The organism is Streptomyces sp. XY431, assembly GCF_001279805.1.
In the GTDB taxonomy this organism is placed as follows: Bacteria; Actinomycetota; Actinomycetes; order Streptomycetales; family Streptomycetaceae; genus Kitasatospora; species Kitasatospora purpeofusca.
The window spans coordinates 68,983-84,183 of sequence record NZ_LGDO01000001.1; the positions used below are offsets into that span (position 1 = coordinate 68,983).

A 15,201-nucleotide genomic window follows, 5' to 3' on the forward strand; every position below is an offset into this window, starting at 1 on the left:
TTGTCCCCCGAGACAGAGTGCTGCTGCTGCGACAGATCTGACGTACCTTAGCGACTCGCGACGACGCCGCCGGGGCGCAGGGGCCGCCCGGGCGGACGCCCGTGGTCAGCGGGCCGGGTCGCCGGGGAGCGGGCCGGTGCGGCGGGCCGCGCGCAGGTAGAGCGCGGCCGAGGCCGCGTACACCAGGGAGACGCCGGCCACGACCGTGACCGAGCGGCCGGAGAGCGGCAGCACCAGTGCGGTCACCAGGGCGGCGGCCACGAAGGCGACGTTGAAGAGCACGTCGTAGATGGCGAAGATCCGGCCCCGGAACTCGTCCTCGACCGATTCCTGCACCACGGTGTCGGCGCAGATCTTGGTGCCCTGGGTGACCACGCCGAGCAGCAGCGCCGCGATCAGACAGGGCACCAGGTCGAAGCCGAGGCCGAGCGCGGGCACGAAGACCACCGGGGCGGCCAGGCAGAGCGTCATCCAGCCGGCCAGCCCGAGCCGGCGGCTGCACCAGGGGCTGATCACCGCCGCGATGAAGAACCCGGCGGCGGAGAGGCCGACGGCCTGCCCCAGGGTGGCCAGACCGGCCGCGCTGTCCGCCGGGTCGTTGAAGGTGTACCGGGCGAGCATCACCACGACGACGATCAGCACGCCGTAGCAGAACCGGGCGGCGGTCACGGCGGCCAGCGCGTGCGCCGCCGGGCGGCGGTCCCGCACCAGGTGGGTGACGGCGGCCCGCAGCTCGCGGGCGGCCTGGGCCAGGGCCTGGCCGATCGCGGGTCGGCCGGGGTGGTTCCCCGGGCCGAGCAGGTCCTTGTCCATCCGCAGCGCGGCCAGCGCGGCGGACAGGTAGAGCAGCGCGGCCAGGCTCACCAGGGCGGCGTCGGCCCGGGGGCCCGGCGGCATCACCTGGTGCAGCAGGAAGCCCAGGCCGCCGCCGCAGGCCGCCGCGACGGTGCCCAGAGTGGGGGAGAGCGCGTTGGCGGTCACCAGCTGCTCGGCCCGCACCACCCGGGGCAGCGCGGCGGACAGTCCGGCCAGGATGAACCGGTTGAGCGCGGTGACCAGCAGCGCGGAGGCGAAGAAGAGCCAGGTCGGCGCCTGGGCCAGGAGCAGCCCGCCGGTGAGCAGGCCGAGTCCGAAGCGGGCCAGATTGCCCAGGTAGAGCACCTGCCGACGGCGCCAGCGGTCCAGCAGGACGCCGGCGAAGGGGCCGATCACGGAGAACGGCAGCAGCATCACGGCCAGCATCGAGGCGATGTCGGCGGGCGAGGACTGCTTCTCGGGGGAGAAGACCACATAGGCGGCGAGCGACACCTGGAACACGCCGTCGGAGAGCTGGGACAGCACCCGGGCGGTCAGCAGCCGGCGGAAGTCGCGGCCGCGGAGCAGGCCGAAGAGCGTGGCGCGGTGCGCGGCACGGTGGGTACTGCCGTTCTCGGTGATCGCCACCCGCTCAGGGTGCCATGGATCAGGGCGGTGTTTCACGTGAAACATTCGCCGGGAAAAGGTGAACGGGTCCGCGGTCGTGGACCGCGGACCCGTTCGGTGCTCAAAGACTCAGCACGGGGTGGGGCGAGCTCAGCGCTCGACCTCGCCGCTGATGAACTTCTCGACGTTCTCGCGGGCCTCGTCGTCGAAGTACTGGACCGGCGGGGACTTCATGAAGTATGAGGAGGCCGAGAGGATCGGGCCACCGATGCCGCGGTCGAGGGCGATCTTCGCGGCGCGCACGGCGTCGATGATGACACCGGCGGAGTTCGGGGAGTCCCAGACCTCGAGCTTGTACTCCAGGTTCAGCGGGACGTCGCCGAAGGCGCGGCCCTCGAGGCGGACGTACGCCCACTTGCGGTCGTCCAGCCAGGCCACGTAGTCCGAGGGACCGATGTGGACGTTGTTGGCGCCCAGCTCGCGGTCGCGGATCTGCGAGGTGACGGCCTGGGTCTTGGAGATCTTCTTGGACTCCAGGCGCTCGCGCTCGAGCATGTTCTTGAAGTCCATGTTGCCGCCGACGTTCAGCTGCATGGTGCGCTCGAGGACGACACCGCGGTCCTCGAACAGCTTCGCCATCACGCGGTGCGTGATGGTGGCGCCGACCTGGGACTTGATGTCATCACCGACGATCGGCACACCGGCCTCGGTGAACTTGTCCGCCCACTCCTTGGTGCCGGCGATGAACACCGGGAGGGCGTTCACGAAGGCGACCTTGGCGTCGATGGCGCACTGGGCGTAGAACTTGGCGGCGGCCTCGGAGCCCACCGGCAGGTAGCAGACCAGGACGTCGACCTGGGCGTCCTTCAGGGCCTGGACGACGTCGACCGGGGTCTCGTCCGACTCCTCGATGGTCTCCCGGTAGTACTTGCCCAGGCCGTCCAAGGTGTGGCCGCGCTGGACCGTGATGCCGGTCGGGGGCACGTCGCAGATCTTGATGGTGTTGTTCTCGGACGCCGTGATGGCGTGCGCGAGGTCCTGGCCGACCTTCTTGGCGTCGACGTCGAAGGCGGCGACGAACTCCACGTCACTGACGTGGTAGTCACCGAACTGGACGTGCATCAGCCCGGGGACCTTGCCGGCCGGGTCGGCGTCCTTGTAGTACTCGACACCCTGCACCAGCGACGTGGCGCAGTTGCCCACGCCCACGATGGCTACGCGAACCGAACCCATTCCCGGTTGCTCCCTGTGATCTCATGAGCGCCGCCGAAGGTCGGCGGTGCTCGTCCTGCTTATTCGATGACTGCTGACGGGCGCATGACGCGCCCACTCCTGCCGCGCGGCACAGGGCTGACGCGGTCTCAGCGCTCCTGGGCGGAACGCCCCGGGCGGTCGTGCGGTGGCCCGGGCGGGTCCACGGACCCGTCCTCCTGGCCTCGGCCGTCCGAAGTCTGGGGTACTGCGGAGCCGGTCCCGCCGGCGGGCGCCCCGGTCCGGCCGGAGCGGTTGGCCCGCTCGGTCTCGATCAGCTCGTTCAGCCAGCGGACCTCGCGCTCCACCGACTCCAGTCCGTGCCGCTGCAGTTCGACCGTGTAGTCGTCGAACCGCTCGCGGGCCCGGGCCAGCGAGTTGCGCATCCGCTCCAGGCGCTCCTCCAGCCGGCTGCGGCGGCCCTCCAGGACGCGCATCCGCACGGCCCGGTCGGTCTGACCGAAGAAGGCGAAGTGCACACCGAAGTGCTCGTCCTCCCAGGCGTCCGGGCCGGCGTCGGCGAGCAGCTCCTCGAAACGCTGCTTGCCCTCGGCGGACAGCCGGTAGACGATCTTGGACCGCTTGCCGTTGAGCGCGGTGGCCGGCACGTACTCGACGTCCGGGTTGTCCTCGACCAGGAAACCCTGGGCCACCAGGCTCTTCAGACAGGGATAGAGCGTCCCGTACGAGAAGGCGCGGAACGAGCCGAGCAGGACGTTGAGCCTCTTGCGCAGCTCGTAACCGTGCATCGGGGCGTCGTGGAGCAGTCCGAGAACGGCGAACTCCAGCACTCCTGAGCGTCTGCCCACTGCCTTCGTCCTCCCCTCTCCGGTCGGTCCGCGACCCGCCTCGAGCGGCGGTATGCCGTTCCGATGTATCGGCTCGATATATCGAGAACAGTAAGCCTGGGTCCGCGAACGGGCAAGGGGGACGCGCGTGAATGTGATCACAAGACGACGCGCGGGTGTGCTTGGCAACGGGCGTGTAATGATCTGTTGCCGTTTTGAGGCTATTGGAGATTGATGCCCGATTAGTTCGGATTCGGAGCTGCGTACGCTGTCGCGTGTGCACGAGGACCACCTCCGGGGTTAGGGCGGTTACGGGCATCGGACGTGGACCCTGCCTTCAGGCTCGACCGGCCTGGCGAGGAGTAGCTGGAAGATGAGCGAACGACGGCGCAGGTCGCCCGGCGGCGACGGTGGCCCGCCGGGCGGCGGCAACGGACGGTCGGAAGGAGCCGGGCGCGACGAGCTGGGCTCCGAGGGTCTGGGCCGACGGCGCCCGCCGGGCACGCGGGACACCGCCCAGCAGCCCCGGATGACCCGTGCCGAAATGCGGAAGGCCGCCCAGAAGGGCGGCCGTCGCGGTGCCGAGACGGCCTCCGCCGCCGGCGCGGCCGCCGGCCGGGGCGGCGCCCCCGGCAAGAAGCGGTTCATCGACTACCCGCGCTTCGGCAAGCAGGGCGTCCGCCGCTGGCTGCCCTCCTGGCGGCAGTGGCTGAGCGCCGTGCTGCTCGTCGCCGCGGTCTGCGTGGGGGCGGTCTTCTACGTCTACCAGAGCACCAAGATCCCGCCGCTGAACGCCCTGGTGAACGACCAGAACAACATCTACTACTGGGCCGACGGCACCGAGATGGTCCGCAAGGGCGAGACCAACCGGCAGATCGTCGAGCTGGCCGACATCTCGCCCAACCTCCAGAACGCGGTCATCGCGGCGGAGAACGAGACCTTCCGCACGGACAGCGGCATCGACCCCAAGGGCATGCTGCGCGCGGTCGTCAACATGGCCAAGGGCGGCCAGACCCAGGGCGCCTCGACCATCACCCAGCAGTACGTCAAGAACGCGTACCTGACCCAGGAGCAGACTCTCAGCCGCAAGGTGAAGGAGTTCTTCATCACCCTGAAGGTCAATCAGGAGTACGAGAAGCCCGACATCCTCAAGGGCTACCTCAACACCAGCTGGTTCGGCCGCGGCGCCACCGGCGCCCAGGCCGCCGCCCAGGCGTACTACGGCGTCAACGCCAAGGACCTCGACCTGTGCCAGAGCGCCATGCTGGCCGGCCTGCTCAAGGGCGCGTCGTACTACGACCCGACCATCAAGGCCAACCAGGCCCGCGCCGAGGAGCGCTGGAAGTGGATCCTCGACCGGATGGTGGAGACCAAGAACACCACCGCCGAGGAGCGGGCGAAGTGCACCGCCTTCCCCACCCCGATCAAGCAGGTCCCCTCGGCCAATATGAACGGTCAGATCAGCTACATGGTCGAGACCGCCAACAAGTACGTCATGGTCAAGGACCCGACGATCGACCAGCGGGCGATCGACAAGGGCGGCTTCAAGATCTACACGACCTTCCAGAAGGAGAAGGTCGACGCCCTGAAGAAGGCCGTGGACGACGTCAAGGCGGAGACCCTCAACGTCCAGAAGCGCCCGAACAACGACAACTTCGTCCAGTTCGGCGCCTCCAGCATCGTCCCCGGTGACGGCGCGATCGTCGCCATCTACGGCGGCGAGGGAGTCGAGAACGGGAACTTCGGCAACAACGCCGACGCCCAGGGTGTCCAGGTCGGCTCGACCTTCAAGCCCTTCGTGCTGGCCACCGCCATGCAGACCGGCGTGCTGACCGCGACCGACGACAAGGGCAAGCCCAAGCGGATCAACGCCGACAGCCGCTACCTGTCCGACGACCTCTCGGAGATCCGCAAGCCGGACGGCTCGCTGCTGCTCGGTGACGACGGCAAGCCGTACCGGCAGAAGAACGAGGAGAAGGGCAAGCGCGGCTACGTCTCGCTGCGGATGGCCATGCAGTACTCCTACAACGTGCCCTTCGTGCAGCTGAACCAGGACGTCGGCGGCCAGAACGTGATGCAGATCGCCGAGGCGCTGGGCATCCGCAGGGAGAGCATCGAGAAGGAGTCGAAGACGGCGACCTTCCCGCTCGGCGTCTCCACCGTCAGCCCGATCCGGATGGCGGACGCCTACGCGACCTTCGCCGCCAGCGGCAAGCAGGCCGAGCCCTACTCGGTCACCAAGGTCCTGGTGGACGGCAAGGAGCGGGCCGGTTTCGGCAAGCACGAGACCAAGCAGGCGGTGGAGGCGGTGGTCGCCGACAACATCACCGACGTGCTGGTGAACGTGGCGCAGAACGGTACCGGTAAGAAGACCAACACCCTGGGCCGCCCGGTGGCCGGCAAGACCGGTACCACCGACGAGAACAAGTCGGCCTGGTGGGTCGGCTACACCCCGCAGCTGGCCACCAGCGTGGCGATGTGGCGCGAGGACCCGAACGCGCACGAGCGGCTCTCGCTGAACGGCACCGGCGGCAAGGACTCGGTGCACGGTGGTGACGTCCCCGCGGACGTCTTCACCCGGTACATGAAGGCCGCGCTGGCCAACGAGAAGAAGCTGAACTTCCCGACCCCGCAGCCGGTCGGCTCGCAGGTCGACTCCTCGGGCGCGCCGAGCACGGCGAGCGCCGTGCCGACCCCGACCGCGACCGAGACCGTGACGACTCCCCCGGTCGACCCGAACGCCGGGCAGCCGACCCAGCCGCCGGTCACCCAGGGGCCGGCCTGCGTTCCGGGCGTCGACTGCCCGGGCACGGTGCCCACCCAGCCCGGTCCGACCAAGACCAACCCGAACCCGGGCGGCGGGACGACCGGCGGTGGTGGCACCACCGGCGGCACGACCACCGGCGGTGGCACCACCGGCGGCACGACCGGCGGTGGTACGGCCGGTGGCGGCGGCGCCAACGGTGGCGGTGGCACCAGCCCCTCGCCGAGCTGCCTGCTCGGCCCGATCGGCTGCAGCACGCCGACCCAGCCGACCACGCCGACCCCGGACCCGGGCGGCGGGGCGGGCGGCGCGACCGGCGGCCCGACCAGCAAGCCGCCGAAGCCGTCCACCTCGCCCTCGCCGGGCAGCGGCAACGCCGTGGCGCCGTAGCACGCGGTGACCGAAACGGCGGTGGGGGGCTCTTCGGAGCCCCCCACCGCCGTTTCGCCGTATTCGGAGCGATTCGTGCCGGTGCCCGGGCCCCGGGCCGCCGTCCCGGGCCGCCCCGGCCGTCGCGGCCCCGGGAAAAGGGGCAGGGTCCTCCTCGTACGGGCGGGCGGGGTGCGGCAGGATGTCCGCCATGACGTCCAGCACTCGTGAGGAAGAGGACCGGGTCGCGCCGGCGGCCGGTCCACAGGCCAACACCGTGGTGGTGCCGGCGGACGAGGACCCGGTCGCGGCCGCAGGCAGCGAGGTGATCGGCGGCCCGCCCGGGCGGCGCGCCCTGCTCGGCGTCTCCTGGTGGATCCCGGCCCGCTTCCTGGCGCTGGTGGTGATCGTGGTCTCGGTGCTGGGCATGGCGCAGAAGCTGCCCTGCTACAACGCCGCCTGGTTCCAGCCCGGCTCGCCGCAGTACGTGCACGCCTGTTACAGCGACATCCCGCACCTGTTCTCCGGGCGCGGCTTCGCGGCCGGACTGCACCCCTACGTGGACCGGATCCCGGGCACCTCCGGGGATCTGCAGTTCCTCGAGTACCCGGTGCTGACCGGCCTGTTCATGCAGGTCTCGGCCTGGCTGACGCCCGGCGGCGGCGCCCTCCAGGACCAGGAGCGCTGGTTCTGGACCATCAACGCGGGCCTGCTGATGGCCTGCGCGGTGGTCGCCGTGGTCGCGCTCTCCCGCACCCACCGGCGCCGCCCCTGGGACGCGCTGATGTTCGCCCTGGCGCCGGTGCTGCTGCTCAACGCCACCGTCAACTGGGACCTGCTGGCGGTCGCGCTGGCCGCCGTGGCACTCGCCTGGTGGTCCGGCTCGCGGCCGCTCTGGGCCGGTGTGTTCATCGGGCTCGCCACCGCGGCCAAGCTCTACCCGCTGCTGCTGCTCGGCCCACTGGTGGTGCTCTGCTGGCGGGCCGGGCGCGGGCGCGACCTGCGGGCCCTGCTCGGCGGCGCGGTCGGCGCCTGGCTGCTGGTCAACCTGCCGATCATGATGGCGAACTGGCAGGGCTGGTCGACCTTCTACGTCTTCAGCAAGCACCGCACCGAGGACTACGGCTCGCTGTGGCTGATCCTGATGCAGAACCGCGGCGTCGGACTGGCGAACCTCGACACCTTCATCGCCGTCCTGATGCTGCTGAGCTGTGCGGGGATAGCGTGGCTCGGGCTCGCGGCGCCCCGCCGGCCGAGGGTGGTCCAGCTGGCCTTCCTGGTGGTGGCCGCGTTCGTGCTCCTCAACAAGGTGTACTCGCCGCAGTACGTGCTCTGGCTGCTGCCGCTGGCGGTACTGGCCCGGCCGCGCTGGCGGGACATCCTGATCTGGCAGGCCTGCGAGGTGCTCTACACCCTGGGCATCTGGTCCCACCTGGGCTTCGTCACCGGCGCCAAGCAGCACGGGATCGGCGAGTCCTGGTACCACTTCGCGATCGTGCTGCACCTGCTCGGCACGCTCTACCTGGTGGGCCTGGTGGTCCGGGACATCCTGCTGCCGGACCGCGACCCGGTCCGCTGGGACGGCAGTGACGACCCGTCCGGCGGGGTGCTCGACGGGGCCCCGGACGTGTTCGTGCTCGGCAGCGCCCGCCGGCTGCGCGAGGAGGAGAGCTACGCCGGGTACGCGCCGGCCGGCCCCGAGGCGTGGCTGGAGGAGCCGCCCGCCGCGGAGCCGGCCGAGAAGGTCTGACCGGACCGGCCCCCGCGGGGGCCGGTCCTCAGCGGTCGACCACGCGGTCGAAGTGCGTGGTGGTGTGCCGGACCTGGAGGCCCAGCTCGTCGCCGATCACCGGCGGCTCGCTCTCGCCGTCCAGGAGGAGCAGCGACACCTGCATGTGCGGCGGCTCGGCGAACCAGAGCTGCTTGCCCGCCCAGTGGTACGGCGACTTGGTCTTGTTGACGGTGGCCAGGCCGGCCCGGGCGATGCCCTTGGCCCGCGAGGACATGCCCTGGACGTACTTGGGTGCCTCCAGGCCGATGCCGTGCGCGGTGCCGCCGGCGACCACCAGCAGGTGGCCGTCGGCCGGCGCCGGGTGCTGGCGGTAGCCGTAGCGGTCGCCCTTCTTGACCGGGGTCACGTCCAGCACCGTGGCCCTGACCTCCAGCGCGCCGTGGTCGCCCAGCCAGAGCCGGGTGCCGATCCGGGCCCGGAAGACGGTGCCGGGGAAGCGCTGGGTGAGCTGCTCCATGCCCGCCGCGCCGAGGTGGCTGACGAAGACGGTGTGCACCGGGAGGCCGGCGGCCCGGGCGGTCTCCACCCAGTACGCGACCTCGTCGACGGGGCTGGAGCCGTCCGGCCGGTCCATCGGCAGGTGCAGCGCCAGGCCCTCGAAGGCGACGCCGTCCAGCTCGGCGGCGACCGCCGTGAGGTCGGCCGCCGAGACGCCGTGCCGGCGCATGGTGGTCATGCACTCCACCACGACCCGGGCGCCGTGCAGCGCCCGCAGGCCGTCCACGCTCGCCACCGTCCGGATCACCCGGGCGTGCGGCAGCGGGAGCGCCTCCTCGCCCACCCGGTAGGGGGTGAGCACCAGCAGCTCGCCGCCGTACCAGTCGGCCGCGTCGGCGGCCTCGTAGGCGGTGCCGACGGCCAGCACGCCGGTGCCGAGGAGGGTCGCCTCCTCGGCCAGGCGGTGGTTGCCCAGTCCGTAGCCGTTGCCCTTCGCCACCGGCACCAGGCCGGGGAACTCGGCCAGGACGGAGCGCTGGTGGGTACGCCAGCGTTCGGTGTCGAGATAGAGCGACAGCGTCATCGGGTCATCTCCCAGGGGGTGTTGGGCACGGCGGCTCGGGGGCTCGGCGGGGTGCTGCTCAGCGGCGCGACATGTAGAGGTCGAGGGCCTTGTGCAGCAGCTTGTTGAGCGGGAAGTCCCACTCGCCGAGGTACTCGGCGGCCTGGCCGCCGGTGCCGACCTTGAACTGGATCAGGCCGAACAGGTGGTCGTTCTCGTCCAGGGTGTCGGAGATGCCGCGGAGGTCGTACACGCCGCCGCCCAGTGCGTAGGAGTCGCGCATCATCCGCCACTGGATCGCGTTGGACGGCTTGACCTCGCGCTTGTGGTTGGCCGAGGCGCCGTAGGAGTACCAGACGTGCTCGCCGACGACCAGCATCGTGGTCGCCGCCAGCGGCTCGCCCTCGTGGTAGGCGATGTACAGGCGCATCCGGTTCGGGTCCTCGGCGGTGAGGGCGTTCCACATGCGCTGGAAGTACGACAGCGGGCGCGGGGTGAACTTGTCGCGCTCGGCGGTCACCAGGTAGAGCTGGTGGAAGATCGGCAGCTCGTCGTAGCCGCCCTGGACCACCTCGACGCCGCTCTTCTCGGCCTTCTTGATGTTGCGGCGCCAGAGCTGGTTGAAGCCCTTCTGGATGTCGTCCAGCGAGCGGTTGGCCAGCGGCACCTGGAAGACGTAGCGCGGCTGGACGTCGCCGAAGCCGGCGCCGCCGTCCTCGCCCTGGAGCCAGCCGGCCTTGCGCAGCCGGTCGGCGACCTCGAAGGCGCGCGGCTCGTACCAGTCGGCCTCGATGTCGCGCAGGCGCTTCGCCTCCTTGCCGGCGATGGCCTCCTTGATGGTCGGGGCGTTCCAGCGGCGGATGACCACCGGCGGGCCCATCTTCACCGAGAAGGCGCCCTGGGACTTCAGGTGGGCGAGCATCGGCTGGAGCCAGCGGTCGAGGTCCCGGTCGAACCAGTCGATCACCGGGCCCTCGGGCAGGTAGGCGAGGTAGCGCTTGACCTTGGGCAGCTGGCGGTAGAGCACCAGGCCGGCGCCGACGAGCTGGTTGCTCTGGTCGAACCAGCCGATCGACTCGGTGCGCCACTCGGCCTTCACATCGCCCCAGGACGGCACCTGCATGTGGCTGGCCGAGGCGCGGCTCCTGATGAAGGCGAGGTGCTCCTCGCGGGTGATCGTCCTCAGGCGCAGGCTCATGCTCGGTGCTCCTCGTCGGTCGGGCTGCGGTGGGCCCCGTGTTCTCGGGCTGACCCTATCGTCCGGGGTTCTGTCGGCCGTGGGTCCCGTCGGCTGCGGGTCCCGTCCGCGGTGGATCCCGTCGGCTGTGGGTCGTCTGCTGCGGTTGTCTGCTGCGGGCACGGCGGCGCCCCCGCGGCGTACCGGTCCGTTGAAGACAGATACGCCGCGGGGGCGCCGGGGGTTCCTTGCGGGGTGGGCGCTAGCCCCACAGCCCGCCGCGGGCGATGCCGAGGTAGAAGCCGATCGCCGAGGCGCCGAGCGTGACCATCAGGACGAAACGCTCGGCCGTGGTCACGGAGATGTACATCCCCAGCAGGCCGGTGATGATCCCGAACAGGCCGGTCCACGAGGTCAGCAGATGCAGATTGTGGAAGAACGAGGTGATGAAGGCGATCGCGCCCAGGACGGCGGTGAGGCCGACCAGGGTGTTCTCGCGCGGGTGCGGGTGGCCGTCGGTGTTCAGGGTGAGGGCGGGCATGCGGTGGACGGTCTGGGCCATGTGTCCCACCTCCTGGCGTGGAGACGAACGAGCAGGAAACCCGTTCCGTCCAGATTGCGGCGGTTGGGTCGGTCTCACAACCCCTATGCGTTTTGTTCGTCCGTCCGGGTGCGGGTAGGGTGGGTCGTCTGCACTGGTGTAGCTGTGCCCTCCGCTGCCCTCTTTCGGGTGAACGGGGACGGGCTGTCCGACCCGGCCGCTACGGTGGCCGAAGTCGGCACTGCACCGGTGTCGACGCTGCACAACCCTCCTGCCACGGAGAGACCGTGGCCGTTGAGTCCAAAGGAGGTGGGTTACTCATGCGTCACTACGAGGTGATGGTCATCCTCGACCCCTCGGTCGAGGAGCGCGCCGTTTCCCCCCTGATCGAGAGCTTCCTGGCTGTCGTCCGCAACGCGGGCGGCAAGGTCGAGAAGGTCGACACCTGGGGTCGCCGCCGTCTGGCCTACGAGATCAACAAGCAGTCCGAGGGCATCTACTCGGTCATCGACCTCCAGGCCACGCCTGAGGTCGTCAAGGAGCTCGACCGCCAGATGGGCCTGAGCGAGTCGGTTCTGCGGACCAAGGTCCTGCGCCCGGACACCCACTGAGCCACCTCTGAGGCCTTCGGGTCTCGGGTAGCTCGCGTCCGCTGTTTCACGTGAAACAGCGGTGAACGGACATCTTCCCGAGAGGTCATCACCACATGGCAGGCGAGACCGTCATCACCCTCGTCGGCAATCTCGTCGACGACCCCGAGCTGCGCTTCACCCCGTCGGGTGCGGCGGTCGCGAAGTTCCGCATCGCGTCCACCCCCCGCACCTTCGACCGTCAGACGAACGAGTGGAAGGACGGCGAGAGCCTCTTCCTCACGTGCAACGTCTGGCGGCAGCCGGCGGAGAACGTGGCCGAGTCGCTGCAGCGCGGCATGCGCGTCATCGTGCAGGGCCGACTGCGCCAGCGGTCTTACGAGACCAAGGAAGGCGAGAAGCGGACGGTCTTCGAGGTCGAGGTCGACGAGGTCGGTCCGAGCCTGCGCTCGGCGACCGCGAAGGTCACCCGGGCCAACCGGTCCGGTGGCCCCGGCGGCGCCCCCGGTGGCGGCGGCTTCGGCGGCAGCCCTCAGGGCGGCGGCCAGGGCGGCGGCAACTGGGGCGGCGGTGGCGGCCAGCAGGGTGGCGGCTGGGGTGGAAACTCCGGTGGCCAGTCCGGCCCCTCCGACGACCCGTGGGCGTCCAGCGCTCCCTCTGGTGGAAACCAGGGTGGCGGCAGCTGGGGTGCCCCGTCCGGTGGCGGCTTCTCGGAAGAGCCCCCGTTCTAAGAGCTGACAGATTTCGTGCGGCCAGGGGCCCGGCGTCGTGAGACGCCGGCCCGGTCGTGAACCCAATGGAGCACACAATGGCGAAGCCGCCTGCTCGCAAGCCGAAGAAGAAGGTTTGCGTCTTCTGCAAGGACAAGGTCAACTACGTTGACTACAAGGACACGAACCTGCTGCGGAAGTTCATCTCCGACCGTGGCAAGATCCGTGCCCGCCGGGTCACCGGCAACTGCACCCAGCACCAGCGTGACGTCGCCACGGCCGTGAAGAACAGCCGTGAGATGGCGCTGCTGCCCTACACCAGCACCGCGCGCTAAGAGAGGGTGACCGAATAATGAAGATCATCCTCACTCACGAGGTGCCGGGTCTCGGCTCCGCCGGCGAGGTCGTCGAGGTCAAGGACGGCTACGCCCGCAACTACCTGGTCCCGCGTGGCTACGCCATCCGCTGGACCAAGGGTGGTCAGAAGGACGTCGACGCCATCCGTCGCGCCCGCAAGATCCACCAGATCCAGACCCTCGAGGCCGCCAACGAGGTCAAGGGCAAGCTCGAGGGCGTCCAGGTCAAGCTGGCCGTTCGCTCGGGCGACGCCGGCCGTCTGTTCGGCTCGGTGACCCAGGCCGACGTCGTCGAGGCCATCAAGGCCGCCGGCGGCCCGGCGGTCGACAAGCGCGCCGTCGCGATCGCCTCGCCGATCAAGACCGTGGGTACCCACAAGGTCTCGGTCAAGCTGCACTCGGACGTCCAGGCCAACCTGGACATCGCCGTCGTCGCCGCCTGATCAGCGACAACGCCGTAGCAGTGGCCGCAGGGCCGGTCTCCCCCTCGGGGGAGACCGGCCCTCGGTCGTTCCGGGGGCCCGGTCCGGTGCGGGGCCGGGGCTACCGGCCCCGCAGGGCGCCGGGGGCTCAGCTCCGGACGGCGCCGGTGACCAGCCACTTGCCGCCCCGGGCCCGCCCGGCCAGGAAGCCGGCGCGGACCAGCATGAAGAGGTTGAGCGCCCACCAGAGTCCGGCCAGCCCGGTGCCGCTGGCCGGCACCGCGAGCGCGGCCGGGGCGAACACGAGCAGCGTGGCGAGCATCGCCCAGGCCAGGAACGTGCCGTCCCCCGCGCCCATCAGCACCCCGTCCAGGACGTAGACCAGCCCGGAGACCGGCTGGCAGAGCGCGAGCAGCAGCAGCACGGTGTTCAGCTCCTGCTGCACCGCCGGGTCGGGAGTGAACAGCGGGACGTACAGCGGCCGGGCGACCACGACCAGCACGCCCAGCACCGCTCCGGCGCCGATGCCCCACTCGATCATCCGCCGGGTGGCCGCCCGGGTGCCCGGGACGTCCGAGGCCCCCAGGTAGCGGCCGATGATGGCCTGCCCGGCGATCGCGATGGAGTCCAGTGCGAAGGCGATGAACAGCAGCACCGTCATCGCGATCTGGTGTGCGGCGATCTGCCTGTCACCGAGCCCGGCGGCCACCGCGGTGGCGATCATCAGGATCGCGCGCAGGCTCAGGGTGCGGACCATCAGCGGCCCGCCGGCCCTGGCGCTCGCGCGTATCCCGGCGGCGTCCGGCCGCAGCGAGGCCCGCTCCCGGCGGGCCCCGCGCACCACCACGAACACATAGACGGCGGCCATGCCGGTCTGGGCGATCACCGTGCCCCAGGCCGAGCCGGCCACCCCGAGCCCGGCGCCGTAGACCAGGCCGGCGTTCAGCCCGAGGTTGGCGGCGAACCCGGCGATGGCGACGTACAGCGGGGTCCTGGTGTCCTGGAGGCCGCGCAGCACGCCGGTGGCGGCCATCACCATGAGGACGGCCGGGATGCCGAGCGCGCTGATCCGCAGATAGGTCACCGCGTACGGGGCGGCGGTCGCCGAGGCGCCGAGGGCGTCGGCCACCCGGGGGGCGAGCAGCAGGGTCAGCGCGACCACGGCGGCGGAGAGCACCAGGGCCAGCCAGATGCCGTCGATGCCCTGCTGGATCGCGGCCCGGCGGTCCCCGGCGCCGATCCGGCGGGCCACCGCGGCGGTGGTGGCGTAGGCGAGGAAGACGAACACCCCGGTCGCGGTGGTGAGGGCGGCCGAGGCGACGCCGACACCGGCCAGCTGGGCCGTGCCGAGGTGGCCCACGATGGCGGAGTCGGCCATCAGGAAGAGCGGCTCGGCGACCAGGGCGCCGAAGGCGGGGACGGCGAGGGCGAGGATCTCCCGGTCATGGCGGCGGCGGTCGGCGGTGAGGGTCATGGGGTCCAGGCTACTCATCCACAGGTAAGTGGTGCCAGGGGATTTCGGAGCTTACTCGTACGCCTGGGCGACTGCGCCGTCCGGGTCTGTGTCCACCGCCACCCGACTGTGTGTGAAGAATTTCTCATGCACAGGCACTGGAGGAGGGAATCGCAGGTCAGTGAGTTGACGGTGGATCGATGGTCTGGTTATCCACAGGGCTTTCCACAGGGGCGTCCACAGGTTTGCGGTACTTCTCCACAGCCATCGGGCTTTCGTCCACACCCCCTGTGGATAACCGCCTTGGCCGAAAGGCTCCCGGCACCTTAGCGTGGGGCCTCCGGCCGACACTCCCACCCGCCCCGGCGTCCGATTTGTCGGTGCGGTGGCGTAGAAATGCGGTGGCGGGGAGTCGGGTTCCGCTCCCTCCCGGCCGCCACCGGCAAGGCCCGCTCCAACTCGCACCACTCGCTGATCGGGGAACACGCGTGACCGGCCCCCAGTACGACGACCACGACGCCCCGCCCCCGCCGGAGGACGACTGGCAGGGTGCCGACGACCCCTTC

Annotated in this window: 13 protein-coding genes; 6 read left to right on the forward strand and 7 right to left on the reverse strand. The window is 70.6% G+C overall.

What is annotated here, in order from left to right; all coding sequences use genetic code 11:
- Positions 1-105 precede the first annotated feature (105 nt).
- The 3 genes from ADK60_RS00300 to ADK60_RS00310 form a co-directional block, all read right to left on the reverse strand.
- Positions 106-1,443 (reverse strand): MFS transporter, encoded by a 1,338-nt coding sequence (locus ADK60_RS00300; protein ID WP_234370873.1) that lies wholly within the window; start codon positions 1,441-1,443, stop codon positions 106-108.
- 129 nt (positions 1,444-1,572) lie between these two features.
- Entirely contained in the window at positions 1,573-2,655 is a 1,083-nt protein-coding gene (locus ADK60_RS00305) for an inositol-3-phosphate synthase (protein ID WP_045938887.1), read from the reverse strand.
- Positions 2,656-2,783: 128 nt separating this feature from the next.
- Entirely contained in the window at positions 2,784-3,482 is a 699-nt protein-coding gene (locus ADK60_RS00310; protein WP_045938886.1) for a PadR family transcriptional regulator, read from the reverse strand.
- 352 nt (positions 3,483-3,834) lie between these two features.
- Here ADK60_RS00310 and ADK60_RS47370 point away from each other — a divergent pair, with 352 nt between their 5' ends.
- Positions 3,835-6,615: a transglycosylase domain-containing protein gene (locus ADK60_RS47370; protein WP_063782988.1), complete on the forward strand. Its 2,781-nt coding sequence runs from the start codon at positions 3,835-3,837 to the stop codon at positions 6,613-6,615.
- A gap of 190 nt (positions 6,616-6,805) precedes the next feature.
- Entirely contained in the window at positions 6,806-8,344 is a 1,539-nt protein-coding gene (locus ADK60_RS00320; protein WP_053642232.1) for a glycosyltransferase family 87 protein, read from the forward strand.
- A gap of 28 nt (positions 8,345-8,372) precedes the next feature.
- On the opposite strand, the gene ADK60_RS00325 is transcribed toward ADK60_RS00320, so the two are convergent.
- From ADK60_RS00325 to ADK60_RS00335, 3 genes are all read right to left on the reverse strand, one after another.
- Entirely contained in the window at positions 8,373-9,407 is a 1,035-nt protein-coding gene (locus tag ADK60_RS00325) for an alanine racemase (RefSeq protein WP_045938885.1), read from the reverse strand.
- Positions 9,408-9,465: 58 nt separating this feature from the next.
- Entirely contained in the window at positions 9,466-10,584 is a 1,119-nt protein-coding gene (locus ADK60_RS00330) for a lipid II:glycine glycyltransferase FemX (RefSeq protein WP_053642235.1), read from the reverse strand.
- 241 nt (positions 10,585-10,825) lie between these two features.
- Positions 10,826-11,125, reverse strand: a complete 300-nt coding sequence (locus tag ADK60_RS00335) for a hypothetical protein (protein ID WP_045938883.1) — start codon at positions 11,123-11,125, stop codon at positions 10,826-10,828.
- 299 nt (positions 11,126-11,424) lie between these two features.
- On the opposite strand from ADK60_RS00335, the gene rpsF reads away from it, so the two are divergent.
- From rpsF to rplI, 4 genes are all read left to right on the forward strand, one after another.
- On the forward strand, positions 11,425-11,715 hold the full coding sequence (gene rpsF / locus ADK60_RS00340; RefSeq protein WP_030304539.1) for a 30S ribosomal protein S6: 291 nt from the start codon (positions 11,425-11,427) through the stop codon (positions 11,713-11,715).
- Positions 11,716-11,810: 95 nt separating this feature from the next.
- A complete protein-coding gene (locus ADK60_RS00345) occupies positions 11,811-12,425 on the forward strand; it encodes a single-stranded DNA-binding protein (protein ID WP_045938882.1) in 615 nt (204 codons plus the stop codon).
- 77 nt (positions 12,426-12,502) lie between these two features.
- A complete protein-coding gene (gene rpsR / locus ADK60_RS00350; protein ID WP_030304537.1) occupies positions 12,503-12,739 on the forward strand; it encodes a 30S ribosomal protein S18 in 237 nt (78 codons plus the stop codon).
- Between the two features lie 17 nt (positions 12,740-12,756).
- Positions 12,757-13,203 carry a 50S ribosomal protein L9 gene (gene rplI / locus ADK60_RS00355; RefSeq protein WP_030392448.1) on the forward strand — a complete coding sequence of 149 codons (447 nt, stop codon included), beginning with the start codon at positions 12,757-12,759 and terminating at the stop codon, positions 13,201-13,203.
- A gap of 127 nt (positions 13,204-13,330) precedes the next feature.
- Here rplI and ADK60_RS00360 read toward each other — a convergent pair whose 3' ends face one another.
- The gene (locus ADK60_RS00360; protein ID WP_107094447.1) at positions 13,331-14,656 is read right to left on the reverse strand and encodes an MATE family efflux transporter; all 1,326 of its coding nucleotides are present in this window, start codon (positions 14,654-14,656) and stop codon (positions 13,331-13,333) included.
- Positions 14,657-15,201: the final 545 nt, after the last annotated feature.